Genomic DNA, 13,780 nt, shown 5'->3' on the forward strand with positions numbered 1-13,780 from the left:
GACCATCGGCGACGGCAATTGAAAGGAGACAACATGCAAGCGCTTCCTGCATTCAAACGCGTGGTCACTGGCCACGATGCCCAAGGCCAGGCGGTTGTGGCCAGCTGTGGCCCGACGCCGAACAACTTCCCGCTCAAGGCGGTACCCGGCACGCTGTTCTACGAGGTATGGAACAGCAGCGCCAGCCCGGCACTGCTGGATAACGGCGATGACCCTACGGCCCAGCCGCTGCAACTGAGCCCAGGTCCACTGGGCAGTGTGATCCGTGTGGTCGACATCCCGCCGGACAGCGTGCAGAACCAGGTCAGCGCCGAAGAGGCAGCGGCTGCCTTCGCCGAGATCGGCGAAGCCAGTGCCGGGACGGGCAAGGCCGACTCGCGGCATAAACTGATGCACCGCACCCAGACGCTGGACTACGGCATCGTCACCGAGGGCGAAGTGTGGCTGGTGCTGGACGACGGTGAGGTGCATCTCAAACGCGGCGACATCGTGGTCCAGCGTGGCACCAACCACGCCTGGAGCAACCGCAGCGAGCAGATGGCGCGAATGGTCTTCATCCTGCTCGACGGCCGCTATGCAGACGACCTCAAGGAGTTACTGGCATGAAGCTCGCGTCGCTTGACGATGGCAGCCGTGACGGCCGCCTGCTGGTGGTGGCCCGTGACCTTGGGCGGGCCGCCGATGCCAGCGGCATCGCGGCCACCTTGCAGCTTGCGCTGGAAAACTGGCCGCAGGTCGAAGCCCGCTTGCAGGCGCTGTATCAGCGGCTCAACGATAACGCGGTGGCAGACGCCTTCGACCTTCACCCGACGCGGCTGGCTGCGCCCCTGCCGCGCGCCAGCCAGTGGCTGGACGGCTCCTGCTTCCTCAGCCATGGCGCGCTGATGCAGAAAGCCTTCAACCTCGACCCGATCGAAGGCGTCGAGCACACGCCGCTGATCTATCAGGGGGCCAGTGATGACTTCCTCGGGGCGCGTGCGGACATCCCGTTGCCCAGCGAAGCGCACGGTATCGATTTCGAGGGCGAGTTTGCCGTGCTGCTCGACGACGTGCCCATGGGTTGCCCGGCCGAGCAGGCCTTGCAGCATGTGCGCCTGGTACTGCAACTCAACGACGTCAGCCTGCGCGCGCTGGCGCCGCGGGAAATGAAGACCGGTTTCGGCTTCCTTCAGGCCAAGCCTGCCACCAGCTTCGCGCCGGTTGCGGTGACCCCGGATGAGCTCGGTGAAGCCTGGCGCGATGGCCGGGTGCACCTGCCGTTGCAGGTACAGTGGAACGGTGAGTGGTTTGGTCATCCCCATGGCGGCGCCATGCACTTTGGTTTTCACCAGTTGATCGCCCATGCGGCGCTGACACGGCGCTTGAGCGCCGGCACGCTGGTCGGCTCGGGAACGGTTTCCAATGCGGATCGCAGCGTAGGGTCGGCGTGCATCGCCGAGCGCCGCGCCATCGAAACCATCGCCTCGGGTGCACCGCGCACCGCCTTCATGCGCTTTGGCGACCGAGTGCGCATGGAGGCCCGGGGTGGCAAGGGTGAGGTGCTGTTCGGTGCCATTGATCAGCGCGTGGTGCGGGGAGGTTGGCCATGCGAGTAATGGTCACCGGTGCCAACGGCTTCGTCGGTCGTCAGCTGGTGCAGCGCCTGTTGCAGGCCGGTGAAGTGCGCGGGCAGCGTATCGAGGCATTGCTGGTGCTGGACCAGGCACTGGATGGCTTGCCCGAGGATGCTCGGCTGCGCCGCCATCACGGCAGTGTGACCGACACCGCCTTGCTGCGCCGGGTGCTGGCCGATGGTGTCGATGTGGTCTTCCACCTGGTCAGTGTGCCCGGTGGTGCGGCCGAAGCGCAGTACGAACTGGGTTACCAGGTGAACCTGCAGGCCAGCCTGGAGCTGCTCAATCAATTGCGCAACCCGCGCTGCCCGCCCGTGCTGGTATACGCCAGCAGTGTCGCGGTGTATGGCGGCGAGCTGCCGGCACGGATGGACGAAGACCAGCCGGCGTCACCGCAGCTTTCCTATGCGGCGCACAAGCGCATGGTGGAAATCGCCTTGCAGGACCTGGCCCGACGTGGCGAGGTCGATGGCCGCGCGTTGCGCCTGCCCGGTATCGTCGCCCGGCCGCGTGAGCCCAACGGTTTGCGTTCGGCGTTCATGAGCGACCTGCTGCACGCCTGCGCGGCAGGGGAGGCCTACACCTGCCCGGTTTCAGCCGACGCATGTGCCTGGTGGATGTCCGCGCGCTGCTGTGTGGACAACCTGCTGCACGCGGCAGAACTGGACGCCCCTGGCAGCCAGTGCATCTGGCAACTGCCGGTGCTGCACTTGTCCATCGCCCAGGTGCTGGCTGGCCTGGCCGAGCGTTTTGGCCAGGCCAACCTCGCGCGCATTACTTTTGACCCCGACCCGCAACTCGAAGCCCTGTTTGGCCGCTATCCGTCACTGCGCAGCCGACGGGCGCGTGAACTGGGCTTTTGCCATGACGGTTCGGTCGCCGGCCTGTTACGCAACGCCCTTGACCTGCCAACGCGGCGCAGCCGCAGCGTGGCCATTAGCAAAGGATTCATCGCATGACCCTGAACAAGCGTCGCCTGCTGGACCTGTCCGTGACCCTGGACAACAACCCTTACACCGATCCGCCGCCGTTGCTGCCGAAGATCGACTACATGGATCACCAGCAAGGCTGGCCGGAAATGGCGGCCATGTTCCCCGGGCTGCGCAAGGAGGACCTGCCGGGGGCTGAGTCCTGGGCCGCGGAGCGCCTGCAGATCACCACGCACAGCGGCACGCACATGGATGCGCCCTGGCACTACGCGTCGACCACCGACGGTGGCAAGCCGGCGTTCGGCATTGACGAACTGCCACTGGAGTGGTGCCTGCAGCCAGGCGTGAAGCTGGACTTTCGCGACTTGCCGGATGGTCACGTGGTCACGGCGGCAGAGGTCGAGGCCGAGCTTGCTCGCATCGGCCATGCATTGCAGCCGTTGGACATCGTGCTGGTGAACACCCGGGCCGGCAGCCAGTTCGGCCAGCCCGGCTACCTGGAGGCCGGGGTCGGCATGGGGCGCGAGGCGACGCTGTACCTGCTGGAGCGGGGCGTGAGAGTGGTTGGCACCGATGCCTGGAGCTGGGACGCACCGTTCAAGTACACCCGCGAGCGCTTTACAGAAACGGGGGATGCCTCGCTGATCTGGGAGGGGCACAAGGCCGGGCGTGACATTGGTTATGGGCAGATGGAGAAGCTGGCCAACCTTGAGCAACTGCCGGCGTACGGCTTCCTGGTCAGCTGTTTCCCTTACAAGATCCGCCATGCCTCTGCCGGTTTTGTCCGGGCGGTAGCGATCTTCGATGAGGGGGCAGCGCCGTAGTCTGCGGGGAAAGGGCCTAGCGCCCCAGCAACTGCCCCACCAGCCACTGCCCGGCGGGCCCCAGTGCCCGCTGGCGCGACCAGGCCACATCCATGGCCACCCGCCGCGGGTAGCCGGCCATGGGCAACTCCACCAGGCCACTGCCAAAGCGCGCCACCAGTGCCTTGGGCAGTTCGGCCCAGCCGAAGCCGCGCACGGCGAATTCCAGCAAGGTCAGGTAGTCCGGTGCCGACCAGGCCTGGCCGTGGCCGTGGGGCAGGCTCGGGGCGTAGGTCTTGATGTACAGCTGGCGCTCGTTCTCCAGGTGCTCCGGCTGCAACGCCGGCAGCTTCGCCAGCGGGTGTTCACTGCTGGCATACAGGCAGAACTGCGCCTGCTCGGGCAGCCGCGCCACGCTGACATCTGCCGGGTAACGGTCCTGTGCGGCGAGGATGCCGATATGCGCCAGGCCTTGCTGCACCAGGTCGATCACGTCGGCGTCTTCGGAAGGGCCACAGCGCAGTTCGGTGTGCGGGTATTGCTCGGCGAAGCGGCTCATCGCTGCGCCCTGGAAGGTCATGCTGTAGCTGTCGGACATCACCACTGACACCAGCGGTTCGACCTGGTCAGCCAGGCGCACGGCCAGCGCGTCCAGCCTGGCGCTGGCATCGAGGATCGCCTCGACGTGGTTCAGCACCTGATGGCCGGCCGCATTGAGCGTGGGGTGGCGGCCAGCACGGTCGAACAGCGGGCAACCGATGTCGGCCTCGAAGTTGGCGATGGCGATGCTGATGGTCGACTGGCTCTTGCGCAGCTTGCGCGCGGCGGCGGAGAACGAACCGAGGGCGGCGGCTTCGACAAAGGCGACGAGGGCTTCGGGGGAGTAGCGCATGGGTATCGATAAAAACCATGGATGAATGGCCATGAGTATCGATCCGGTCAACGTGCGAGGCAAGCATGCGCTTGGCAGATGCCCACGTTCCGTGCGGAAGGTGGGCATCGCAGCGCTACGGCCAGGGCTTACTTTGCGCCTGCCACGCTAGCGGCTTCAGCCTGCTCGCGCTGGCGCTTGCGGCCGATCACCAGCACACCCATGGCGGCCAGGGTGCACAGTGTCGCCAGGGGCATCAATGCCAGGGCGTAGCTGTTGGTGGCGTCGTGGATGGCACCGTAGACGTTGACCATCAGGCCGCCACCGATCAGGTTGGCCATGGCGCCGACGGCCGCCAGCCCGGCGGCTGCCGTGGACGAGGACAGCCAGCCGGAGACCAGTGCCCAGAAAGGGCCCTTCATCGAATAGGCACCCACCAGCACCATGGTCAGCATCACTACCGTGGCCGCTAGTGAGGACGTGAACAGGGTCATCAGCAGGCCGGCGGCGATCAGCAGCATGGTCATCGCGGTGTGCCAGCGGCGCTCGCCGGTGCGGTCGGAGCTGCGCCCCCAGATGATCATCGCGACCGAGGCGATGCCATAGGGGATGGCATTGACCAGGCCGATCTGCATGGCGCTGAGGCCGAAGGTTTTCAGCAGTTGCGGCGCCCAGACGCTCATGGTGCTGCCAGCGGCGGAAGCCCCGGAGTAGATCAGCGCCAGTACCCAGATGTCCTTGTGGCGCAGCAGCTTCCACAGCGAGATATGGCCGATGGCGGTCTTCTTGGCGGCCTCGGCGGCCAGCCTTTGGGTGAGCCAGCCACGTTGCTCGTCGCTCAGCCACTTGGCCTGTTCGGGGCGGTCGGTCAGTACGAACAGGCAGGCGATGCCCAGCAGGACTGCCGGTATGCCTTCGAGGATGAACAGCCAGTGCCAGCCGCGCATGCCCATCCAGCCATCCAGGCTCAGCAGCAGGCCGGACAGCGGCGAGCCAATGAAGTTGGCGGCCGGGATCGCCACCATGAACAGCGCCACCATGCGTGCACGGTAGGCAGACGGCAGCCAGTAGGTGAGGTAGAGCAGCACGCCGGGGAAGAAACCGGCTTCGGCGGCGCCAAGCAGGAAACGCATCACGTACAGCGAGTTGGCGCCCTGGACGAACGCCGTACCGGCGGAAATCAGGCCCCAGGTGATCATGATGCGGGCGATCCAGATCCGCGCGCCATACCGTTGCATGGCCAGGTTGCTGGGCACTTCGACCAGGAAGTAGGAGAAGAAGAACAGGCTGCTAGCAAAACCGAAGACCTTGGCCGAGAGTTCCAGGTCGTGGTTCATCTGCAGCGAAGCCATGCCGATGTTGCCGCGATCGATGATCGCGATCAGGTAGCAGATGATCAGAAAAGGCAGCAGGCGCCAGGCAACACGGTGCATGGTGCTGCGTTCGAGGTCGTCCGGCGTGGATGTAGCTGAAGTCATGGTGCTCTCCAATTGTTTTTTTTCTGGAGTGACGCGTGGTGATGGCGCCGCTTCTCGCAAAGCGGCGCGAGAGGGCTGCAATCAGCTGTCGATCAGGTGGCGGTTGACCACGCAACGCGGGTCCAGGGCGTTGCCCGCCAGCAGGTCCAGAACCTGCCTTACACACACCAGGCCAACACGGTCACGGGCTTCGCTGGTGTTGGCGCCGATGTGCGGGGTGGCGACCAGGGTCGGCAAACCCCACAGCGGGCTGTCGGCCGGTGGCGGCTCGGGGTTGAAGGTGTCCAGGCCGGCACCGGCCAGGCGACGCTCGCTGAGTGCTTGTATCAGGGCGTCGGTGTCGATCAGCTCCCCGCGGGCAGTGTTGATCAGGATGGCGCCTGGGCGCATGCGCGCGAGCTGATCAGCACCGATCAGGCCGTGGTTGGTCTCGGTCAGCGGGCAGTGCAGGCTGATGATATCGCTTTCGGCCAGCAGGCGATCGAAATCTTCTTCGCGCTCGACATGGGCGCGTTCCGGCAGTTGCTTGAGGTAAGGGTCGAACACCTTGACCTTCATTCGCAGCGGCGCCACCAGGTCCATCAGAACACTGCCGATCGAGCCCAGGCCAATCAGGCCCAACGTCTTGCCGGACAGCTCGATGCCGTTGGCCGAAGCCTTGTCCCAGTGACCTTCACGCATGCGTGCATCGAGCAAGGCGGTCTGGCGGGCGACGCTGAACATCAGGGCAAAGGCATGTTCGGCCACCGACTGTGCGTTGGCACCCACCGCAATCGACACCGGCACCCCGCGTTCAGCGGCGGCCTGGATATCGATGGTGTTGAAGCCGACGCCGTGCTTGGCGATCAGCTTGAGCTTCGCGCTGGCCTCGATCATCGCGCGGGTCAGGCTGCCCTGGCGAACCACGATGGCATCGGGCTGCTCCGCGCGGATGATGGCCACCAGCTCTTCTGCCGGCAGGTAGGGCGTGGTGGGGACGACCCGGAAGCCCTGGTCGGCGGCAAGTTGCATGGCCTCGGCAGCAAGTTCGGGGCCGGTAATCAGAATGGTACGGGACATCGTGAACACCTTTTTTATTGTCAGGGCAGTCGCTACGGCTCAGGCGGCGATGGAATAAACCCTACCATAATGAAACGGCGTTGCAATGAAATAAATCAAGCGCCCGATAAGCCCATGCTTCTGGCAAAAAAAACCGATTGAAAAATGAATAATGCAATGCCATTCTAAAAAGCAGATTCGGCGGCCGCCGATGACATCGAATAACATCAATAGAGGTATGTCACATGAGCATTGGCTTCCAAGTGCTTGAGCGCACGCGCAAAATTGGCGAAGAGTGGGTTGGCCGCTACCGTGAGGTTCCGGTCGCCAACGTCAGCGACTCGATGAACCGCATGACCGCAGGCGGTGCCCGTCTGCGTCCCATGCATCGTGAAGGTGTGCTGTGTGGCCCGGCCCTCACCGTCAAGGCGCGTCCAGGTGACAACCTCATGCTGCACTACGCCCTCGACATCGCTCAGCCGGGCGATGTGATCGTGGTCGATGCCGGCGGCGACCTGACCAACGCCCTGATTGGCGAAATGATGGTGGCTTATGCAGTCAAGCGCGGTGTGGCCGGCATCGTCATCAATGGTGCCATCCGTGATGCGGCCAACATCGGAGCTGGCGACTTCCCGTTATTCGCCGCCGGTGTGTCGCACCGTGGCCCATACAAGGACGGCCCGGGCGAGATCAACGTGCCGATTGCCATTGATGGTATGGTGATCGAGCCGGGCGACCTGGTGATCGGCGATGAGGATGGCTTGCTGTGCGTCCCGTACGACCAGGTTGCCGATGTCTATGCCCGTGCCACGGCCAAGCATGCTGCCGAAACTGCTCAGATGGAGCACATTGCCCAAGGCACCAACGACCGCTCCTGGGTCATTGAGTCCTTGAAGAAGAAAGGCTGCCTGCTGCCAGTTTGACCCGTTGAACTGCTGCGTACCTTGCGATGGGGTGCGCAGCGGGCGCTGGGCTGGCGCGGGTCTAATGAGGATTCGCAGACTTGACCGATTCACCGTCGTCCCATCGTAACCCGTGGCCTTCGGCCGTCCGGGCGCTCGCCCACCGCAATTTTCAGATCTATTTCGCCGGCCAGGGCGTTTCCACCCTGGGCAAGTGGGTACAGCAGGTGGCGTTGGCCTGGCTGGCCTATCACCTCACGGGTTCGGCCGTGCTGCTGGGGCTGATCACCTTTCTTTCACTGGCTCCGCAACTGCTGATCGGCCCGCTGGCCGGTGCCTGGATTGACCGGCATGACAAGCGTCGATTGCTGATCATCGTGCAAGTGATCCTGACCTTGCAGTCGTCGCTCTTGGCGCTATCTACCTGGCTGGGCTGGGTCGATGGCCCGGTGATCGCCGGCATGGCCTTGCTGCTGGGTTTGCTGAACGCCCTGGAAACACCGTTGCGCCAAGCCTTGATCGGCAGCTTCGTCGATGACCCGGCCGACCTGCCCAATGCATTGGTGCTCAATGCCATGCTGATCAACGGCGCGCGCTTTGTCGGGCCGCCACTGGCCGGGGCACTGATCGCCCTCGCTGGCGAGGCGACCTGCTTCGCGCTGACGGCCATAGCTTTCCTGGCACTGCTGTTCGGCTTGCTGAAGGTGCGCGGTAGCGCCAGCCCAAAGGCCAGTGGCTCGACTGCCCAAGTGTTTCGCGAGGGGCTGGCATACATGTGGCAGACCCGCAATGTGCGCCAGCTGCTGGTCAACGTGATCATGGTCAACCTGTTTGCTTCCTGCTATGCAGCGCTGTTGCCAATCCTGGCCAAGGCGGTGTTTGCCGGTGATGCGCGGGTGTTGGGTTGGCTGTGGGGGGCGGCGGGCGCTGGCGCCTTCGTGGCCACTCTGGTATTGGCGGTGGGCGGTGCATTGCCTCGGCTGCGCCAGTTCACCGATGCCGGGGCGCTGCTGTGCGCGGTCGCCCTGGTCGGGCTATGGTTGGCCGGCGGGCTGCCATTGGCGTTGCTGGCGCTGGCGTTGCTGGGATTTGGCATCACCTTGAGCAATGTCAGCACCAACATGCAGTTGCAGAGCGGTGCGCCGGGCCACCTGCGTGGCCGGGTCATCGCTTTCTACATCGCCATGCGCTTTGGCTTCGAGGCCTTGGGCGGGATGATCGCCGGGCTGGTCGCAGCCCGCTGGGGGGCGCCGGCGACCCTGGGGATCGCCGGTGCCGTGCTGGTGCTGGGGTTGCTCGGGCAGTACGGCATGCGCCGCCGCACCTGACCGGTCAGGCAGCCTGACCCTGGCCTTGCGGCGTTTGTTGTTTGGCCGGGTCACCCAGCCAGAGCATCAGGCAGGTGCCGATCAGCAGGATCGACGCTACGGCGAAGAACGGCACGGTGAAGCTGTGCGTGGCATCCTTGATCAGGCCTATCAGGAACGGCCCGGTGAAGCCGCCAAGGTTGCCGATCGAGACGATCATTGCCAGGCCGCCTGCTGCGGCGCGGCCGGTGAGGAAGGTCGAGGGAATCGCCCAGAACGTGGCCTGGAACGACAGGATGCCGGCCACGGCCAGGCACAGGCTGGCGATCTTCAATTGCGGCTGGTCGATCAGTGCAGCACTCACCAGGGCCAGGGCAGCGAAGGCCAGCGCGCTGACCACGTAGGGCAGGCGGTGGCAGCTGCGATTGGCCAGGCGCGCCCATAAAGTCATGGCCACGGCGCCTAGCAGGTAAGGCAGCGCCACTACCAGGCCGACCACGCCACTGGAAATACCCAGGCTCTTGATGATCTGCGGCAGCCACAGGCCGATGCCGATGGAACCGACGATGCAGCAGAAGTTGATGGCCGCCAGGGTGAACACTTTGGGATTGGTCAGTGCGGCGCGCAAGGTGTTGCCGTGGGAGGCACCGATGGCCTGTTGCTCCTGGCACAGGCGCCGGGTCAGCCAGGCCTTTTCCTGTGGGTTCAGCCACTTCGCCTTGGCCGGGGTGTCGACCAGCACGAACAGGCAGGCAATACCCAGCAACACGGCGGGCATCGATTCGGTGACCAGTAGCAGTTGCCAGTTCTTCAGGCCCCAGACACCGTGTTGTTCCATCAGCCAGCCCGACAGCGGCGAGCCGACGATGTTGGCGACCGGGATGCCCAGCAGGAATGCTGCGGTAGCTTTGGCTCGCCATTTACCGGGGAACCAGTAGGTGAAGTACAGGTACACCCCTGGCGTGAAGCCCGCTTCGGCAAGCCCCAGCAGGAAACGCGCGATGCTGAAGCTGATGGGGCCGGTGGCGAACGCCGTGGCCATGGAAATCAGCCCCCAGGTGATCATGATCCGGGCAATCCACACCCGTGCGCCAAAGCGCTGCATCAGCAGGTTGCTGGGGATCTCGAACATGAAATAGCCGAAGAAGAACAGGCCGGCCGCCCAACCGAACATCGTCGCGGTCAGGCCCAGGTCCTGGTTCATGCTGATGGCGGCGAAGCCGACGTTGGTGCGATCGAGGTAGCTGATCACGTAGCAGATGAAGATGAACGGCACCAGGCGCCACAGCACGCGGCGCATCAGGCGTTCGCCCTCGGCGTCGCTGAGCGGCGCCTGGGCAGCAGGGGTTTCGTGGGTCATGTCGTCACTCTTTTGTAGTTGTTGTGTGCGCAGACGGGCGCGGCTCAGCTGTGGGAATACATCGGTAGACCGGGAGTGCTGGTACGGACCTGAAGAATGCTGCCGGTCTCGGACTCGGTGATGAACAGGGTCTGCCCGTCGTCGCCACCAAAGGCCAGGTTGGTGTTGCTGATGCCGGCGCAGGAAACGATACGTTGCAGCGGCTCGGCGACTTTCGACAGCTTCCACACCGAGCCGAAGCCGGTGTGGGCGATGTACAGGTTGCTTTGCGCATCCAGTGCCAGGCCGTCCGGCCCGCCCAGGCCGCCGTGCAACTGAGCGAATACGCCCACCTTGCCGATGATCGAACCGTTGCCCAGCGGGATGCGCCAGATCTGCTGGGCGCGGGTCACGGCCACCAGCAGGTGATTGAGGTGGGGGTCGTAGACGATGCCGTTGGGGCTGGGAATGGTGCTCAGCAGGCAGCTCAGGTTGCCGCTGGCGTCGAACTTGTAGACCCGGCCAGTGGCGTCCTGCAGGCCGGTTTGGCCCTGGTCGGTGAAATACAGGTCACCGTTCGGCGCGAACACCAGGTCGTTGACGCCTTTGAAACCTTCGGAACCGGCCGAGTCCAGCAGTGCCTCGATGGCACCGGTATGAGGGTCGAGCAGCATGATCCCGCGCTTGTAGTCGGTGATGAAGATGCGCCCATCCTGATGAATCTTCAGGCCGTTGGGCCAGCCATCGTACTGGCAGACCAGCTCCCATTCGCCCTGGGGCGAGATGCGGAAGATTCGCCCGTTGGGAATGTCGGTCACGTACAGGCGCCCCTGGCGGTCGAACGAAGGCCCTTCAAGGAACGAGTCGATTGCCCGTCCTTGGCGATTGGCATTGGCCCAGGCAGATGGGCGCGGGTCGCGGAAGCGCTCGGGCAAGCGCGTGAAGACAGTGGTTTCGACGGTGGGTGGGGCAGCGAAAAAACTCATGAGGGCTCCTGGCGGCAAGGGGCGCGTGAGCGTCCAGGTCATTGTTGTTTGCTTTGTTTAATGCAATGCCATTTCAAAATAAATCATGCTGTGACGAAAGGCGATTAATTTCGTCGCTTTTTGTCGGCCTGTTGACGAGGCATCGCTTTTTGTGAGCTTCTATAAAAGAAATGGCGTTCCAAAATAAAAACAATGGAGTTTGCGATGCAACAGCACTCATGGCGTATGCCGTGCCGTCCTTCTCGGCCTTTTAAAAACCTCTCGAGTGTCCTTGCCCTTGCCGCCAGCGGTGGCCTCATGGCGCCGTTTGCGCAAGCGGATTTTCTTTCCGACAGCCATGCCAACCTGGCGATGCGCAACTTCTACTTCAACAGTGATAACCGCGACGGTGCCGCCAAGCCTTCGAAGACCGAGGAATGGGCGCAGGGCTTCCTGCTCGATCTGCGTTCGGGGTACACCAGCGGGGTGATCGGTGTCGGGGTGGATGCGACCGCCATGCTGGGTGTCACCCTGGACAGCGGCCGAGGCCGGCACGCGGGCAGTACGATGATTCCCTCCGATGGCGAGCGTGCGGTGGACCAGTGGGGCAGTGCGGGCGCGACCCTGAAGCTGAAAGCGAGCAAGAGTGAGCTGCGGGTCGGCCAGTTGATGCCAAAGATGCCGGTGTTGGTGGCCTCGGATGGTCGGCTGCTGCCGCAGACCTTCCAGGGCGTGCAGCTGCAGTCGAAGGAGTTCGACAATCTGATGCTGATCGGCGGTGCGCTTGACCGCGCCCGGGGCCGGGCTTCCACCGACCTGACCGGCATGGCCGTAAGTGGCGGCACCCAGGAAAGTGACCGTTTCTATTTTGCCGGTGTCGATTACCGTGCCAGCGGTGCGCTCATGCTGCAGTACTACGCGGGTGAATTGCAGGACTATTACCAGCAGCACTTTGCTGGCCTCAATCACACCCTGGCACTGACTGACGACAGCTCGCTGACGACCGACCTGCGCTACTTCCGCACCCGCTCGGACGGTGCCAACGGCAGCGCCTCGGGGCGCGCGCAGGGCTATACCGTAGGCGGCTACACCACCGACGGAGACGGCCAGATCGACAGCGACCTGTGGAGCGCGGCGTTCACCTACCGCCTGGGTGGTCACTCGCTTTTGCTGGGCTACCAGAGCGTCTCCAACGACAGCAACTTCGTGCAGATCAACCAGGGGTCGATCGACAAGGGGGCCGGTGGCAGCAGCCTGTACCTATGGACCGACAAGATGCTGCTGAGCTTCACCCGTGCTGGCGAGCGCACCGGCTTTGCGCAGTATGGCTACGATTTCGCGGCGCTGGGTGTGCCCGGCCTCAAGGCCTCGATGATGTACCTCAAAGGTGACCACATCCAGACCACGAGCGGTGCCGAGCAGTCGGAGTGGGAGCGGGACTTCTCCCTGGACTACGTCATCCAGAGCGGTACTTTCAAGGGGCTGGGCGTGGCTTGGCGCAATGGCATGTCCCGCAGCGAAGCGGCCCGCAATGGCGATCAGAACCGCGTGATCGTCAACTATACCGTGGCCTTGTTCTGAGCCCCCAGCAGGGAGATAGAAGGGCAAAGAGCATGGCCCCACGCTCAGGTGTGGGGCCGCCTGGCCGGCAGGCGCGATGACCGGCCGGCTGGTCTTGTCCAGGCTTCTTCACCGTCAATGATGTTGGTGCCGCATCGGCTCTTGCTGGCATGATGGCGGTTGCCAGGGCATTCGCAGATAATGATTTATCTGGGCCCTGACAAAGACTTGGGCAATTCAAAGGTGAGGATCTACTGATGGTTAATGTTCGGCCGCGTCCTGCGGTGAATGGCGTGGCTTCGGCTGACCGCGTGCTGACAGTGCTCTCTGCATTCCAGGTGGGAGACACGTCTTTGACCCTCGTAGAGCTTGTCGAGCGTACCGGACTGATCAAAAGTACCATCATGCGTTTGATGGTCTCGCTGGAAAATCATGGTTTCGTCAATCGCATGGCAGATGGGCGCTACCAGCTGGCCAGCGAGGTCATGCGGCTTAATGCGGTGTATGAGGAAGGCATCGATCTGGAGCGTCACGTTATGCCCAGGCTGCATCTGTTGGCAGAGCGTACTGGCGAGACGGCCTCGTTCTACGTGCGTCACGGCGCTTACCGGATGTGCCAGTATCGAGTGAATTCACCCCATCGACTGCGGATGCACGTTCAGCCCGGCGACATGCGACCGATGGACGACGCTGCTGGCGCCCAGGCTTTGCGTACGCCGTTCGCGAGCGGTATCGCCATGCAACGGCCGTTTTTCTCCATGGGGGCCACAGACCCGCATGCCGCATCAGTAGCCTTTCCCGTATACGGCGCTGGCGACGCGTTGGTCGGCGCACTGGTGCTTTCCGGCCCTTCCAGCCGGCTCACCCCGGAATGTGCCGCTGCCTTCAACGACATCTTCTTCGACGCTACCCGCGACCTGATGCGCAGCCTTGGCTGCAAGGCCGCAGATGGGAACGTCACGACCGCTGGGTGAT

The 13,780-nt window shown here is 63.8% G+C and carries 13 protein-coding genes; 8 read left to right on the forward strand and 5 right to left on the reverse strand.

The window, feature by feature from the left end; genetic code table 11:
* Nucleotides 1-33 precede the first annotated feature (33 nt).
* The 4 genes from ABE528_RS11915 to ABE528_RS11930 are packed head-to-tail and all read left to right on the forward strand — an operon-like array spanning nt 34 to nt 3,366.
* On the forward strand, nt 34-606 hold the full coding sequence (locus ABE528_RS11915; protein ID WP_346653063.1) for a cupin domain-containing protein: 573 nt from the start codon (nt 34-36) through the stop codon (nt 604-606).
* The gene (locus ABE528_RS11920) at nt 603-1,595 is read left to right on the forward strand and encodes a fumarylacetoacetate hydrolase family protein (RefSeq protein WP_346653064.1); all 993 of its coding nucleotides are present in this window, start codon (nt 603-605) and stop codon (nt 1,593-1,595) included. The genes ABE528_RS11915 and ABE528_RS11920 overlap by 4 nt, the downstream gene beginning before the upstream one ends.
* Nucleotides 1,586-2,572 carry an NAD-dependent epimerase/dehydratase family protein gene (locus ABE528_RS11925; protein WP_152957790.1) on the forward strand — a complete coding sequence of 329 codons (987 nt, stop codon included), beginning with the start codon at nt 1,586-1,588 and terminating at the stop codon, nt 2,570-2,572. The genes ABE528_RS11920 and ABE528_RS11925 overlap by 10 nt, the downstream gene beginning before the upstream one ends.
* On the forward strand, nt 2,569-3,366 hold the full coding sequence (locus ABE528_RS11930) for a cyclase family protein (protein ID WP_346653065.1): 798 nt from the start codon (nt 2,569-2,571) through the stop codon (nt 3,364-3,366). Before ABE528_RS11925 ends, ABE528_RS11930 begins: the two co-directional genes overlap by 4 nt.
* Before the next feature lie 16 nt (nt 3,367-3,382).
* Here ABE528_RS11930 and ABE528_RS11935 read toward each other — a convergent pair whose 3' ends face one another.
* From ABE528_RS11935 to ABE528_RS11945, 3 genes are all read right to left on the reverse strand, one after another.
* On the reverse strand, nt 3,383-4,237 hold the full coding sequence (locus ABE528_RS11935; RefSeq protein WP_346653066.1) for a LysR family transcriptional regulator: 855 nt from the start codon (nt 4,235-4,237) through the stop codon (nt 3,383-3,385).
* Between the two features lie 128 nt (nt 4,238-4,365).
* Nucleotides 4,366-5,694, reverse strand: a complete 1,329-nt coding sequence (locus tag ABE528_RS11940; protein ID WP_152957793.1) for an MFS transporter — start codon at nt 5,692-5,694, stop codon at nt 4,366-4,368.
* Between the two features lie 81 nt (nt 5,695-5,775).
* Entirely contained in the window at nt 5,776-6,753 is a 978-nt protein-coding gene (locus ABE528_RS11945; RefSeq protein WP_152957794.1) for a hydroxyacid dehydrogenase, read from the reverse strand.
* A 224-nt stretch (nt 6,754-6,977) separates the two neighbouring features.
* Here ABE528_RS11945 and ABE528_RS11950 point away from each other — a divergent pair, with 224 nt between their 5' ends.
* Complete coding sequence (locus tag ABE528_RS11950) at nt 6,978-7,655, forward strand: RraA family protein (protein ID WP_152957795.1); 678 nt, start codon at nt 6,978-6,980, stop codon at nt 7,653-7,655.
* A gap of 80 nt (nt 7,656-7,735) precedes the next feature.
* A complete protein-coding gene (locus tag ABE528_RS11955) occupies nt 7,736-8,962 on the forward strand; it encodes an MFS transporter (protein WP_346653067.1) in 1,227 nt (408 codons plus the stop codon).
* Nucleotides 8,963-8,966: 4 nt separating this feature from the next.
* Here ABE528_RS11955 and ABE528_RS11960 read toward each other — a convergent pair whose 3' ends face one another.
* Together ABE528_RS11960 and ABE528_RS11965 are read right to left on the reverse strand one after the other, a co-directional pair.
* On the reverse strand, nt 8,967-10,301 hold the full coding sequence (locus ABE528_RS11960; protein WP_346653068.1) for an MFS transporter: 1,335 nt from the start codon (nt 10,299-10,301) through the stop codon (nt 8,967-8,969).
* Nucleotides 10,302-10,345: 44 nt separating this feature from the next.
* The gene (locus tag ABE528_RS11965) at nt 10,346-11,266 is read right to left on the reverse strand and encodes an SMP-30/gluconolactonase/LRE family protein (protein ID WP_346653069.1); all 921 of its coding nucleotides are present in this window, start codon (nt 11,264-11,266) and stop codon (nt 10,346-10,348) included.
* A gap of 297 nt (nt 11,267-11,563) precedes the next feature.
* Here ABE528_RS11965 and ABE528_RS11970 point away from each other — a divergent pair, with 297 nt between their 5' ends.
* Nucleotides 11,564-12,826 (forward strand): OprD family porin, encoded by a 1,263-nt coding sequence (locus ABE528_RS11970; RefSeq protein WP_346653070.1) that lies wholly within the window; start codon nt 11,564-11,566, stop codon nt 12,824-12,826.
* A 236-nt stretch (nt 12,827-13,062) separates the two neighbouring features.
* Complete coding sequence (locus ABE528_RS11975) at nt 13,063-13,779, forward strand: helix-turn-helix domain-containing protein (RefSeq protein WP_346653071.1); 717 nt, start codon at nt 13,063-13,065, stop codon at nt 13,777-13,779.
* Nucleotide 13,780 lies beyond the last annotated feature (1 nt).

The sequence above is a fragment of the Pseudomonas sp. TWI628 genome (assembly GCF_039673865.1).
In the GTDB taxonomy this organism is placed as follows: Bacteria; Pseudomonadota; Gammaproteobacteria; order Pseudomonadales; family Pseudomonadaceae; genus Aquipseudomonas.

Bases quoted from the DNA above. Each gene is read 5' to 3' on its own strand.
- ABE528_RS11915 (WP_346653063.1), top strand. From the start codon at position 34: ATGCAAGCGCTTCCTGCATTCAAACGCGTGGTCACTGGCCACGATGCC.
- ABE528_RS11920 (WP_346653064.1), top strand. From the start codon at position 603: ATGAAGCTCGCGTCGCTTGACGATGGCAGCCGTGACGGCCGCCTGCTG.
- ABE528_RS11925 (WP_152957790.1), top strand. From the start codon at position 1,586: ATGCGAGTAATGGTCACCGGTGCCAACGGCTTCGTCGGTCGTCAGCTG.
- ABE528_RS11930 (WP_346653065.1), top strand. From the start codon at position 2,569: ATGACCCTGAACAAGCGTCGCCTGCTGGACCTGTCCGTGACCCTGGAC.
- ABE528_RS11935 (WP_346653066.1), bottom strand. From the start codon at position 4,237: ATGCGCTACTCCCCCGAAGCCCTCGTCGCCTTTGTCGAAGCCGCCGCC.
- ABE528_RS11940 (WP_152957793.1), bottom strand. From the start codon at position 5,694: ATGACTTCAGCTACATCCACGCCGGACGACCTCGAACGCAGCACCATG.
- ABE528_RS11945 (WP_152957794.1), bottom strand. From the start codon at position 6,753: ATGTCCCGTACCATTCTGATTACCGGCCCCGAACTTGCTGCCGAGGCC.
- ABE528_RS11950 (WP_152957795.1), top strand. From the start codon at position 6,978: ATGAGCATTGGCTTCCAAGTGCTTGAGCGCACGCGCAAAATTGGCGAA.
- ABE528_RS11960 (WP_346653068.1), bottom strand. From the start codon at position 10,301: ATGACCCACGAAACCCCTGCTGCCCAGGCGCCGCTCAGCGACGCCGAG.
- ABE528_RS11965 (WP_346653069.1), bottom strand. From the start codon at position 11,266: ATGAGTTTTTTCGCTGCCCCACCCACCGTCGAAACCACTGTCTTCACG.
- ABE528_RS11970 (WP_346653070.1), top strand. From the start codon at position 11,564: ATGGCGCCGTTTGCGCAAGCGGATTTTCTTTCCGACAGCCATGCCAAC.
- ABE528_RS11975 (WP_346653071.1), top strand. From the start codon at position 13,063: ATGGTTAATGTTCGGCCGCGTCCTGCGGTGAATGGCGTGGCTTCGGCT.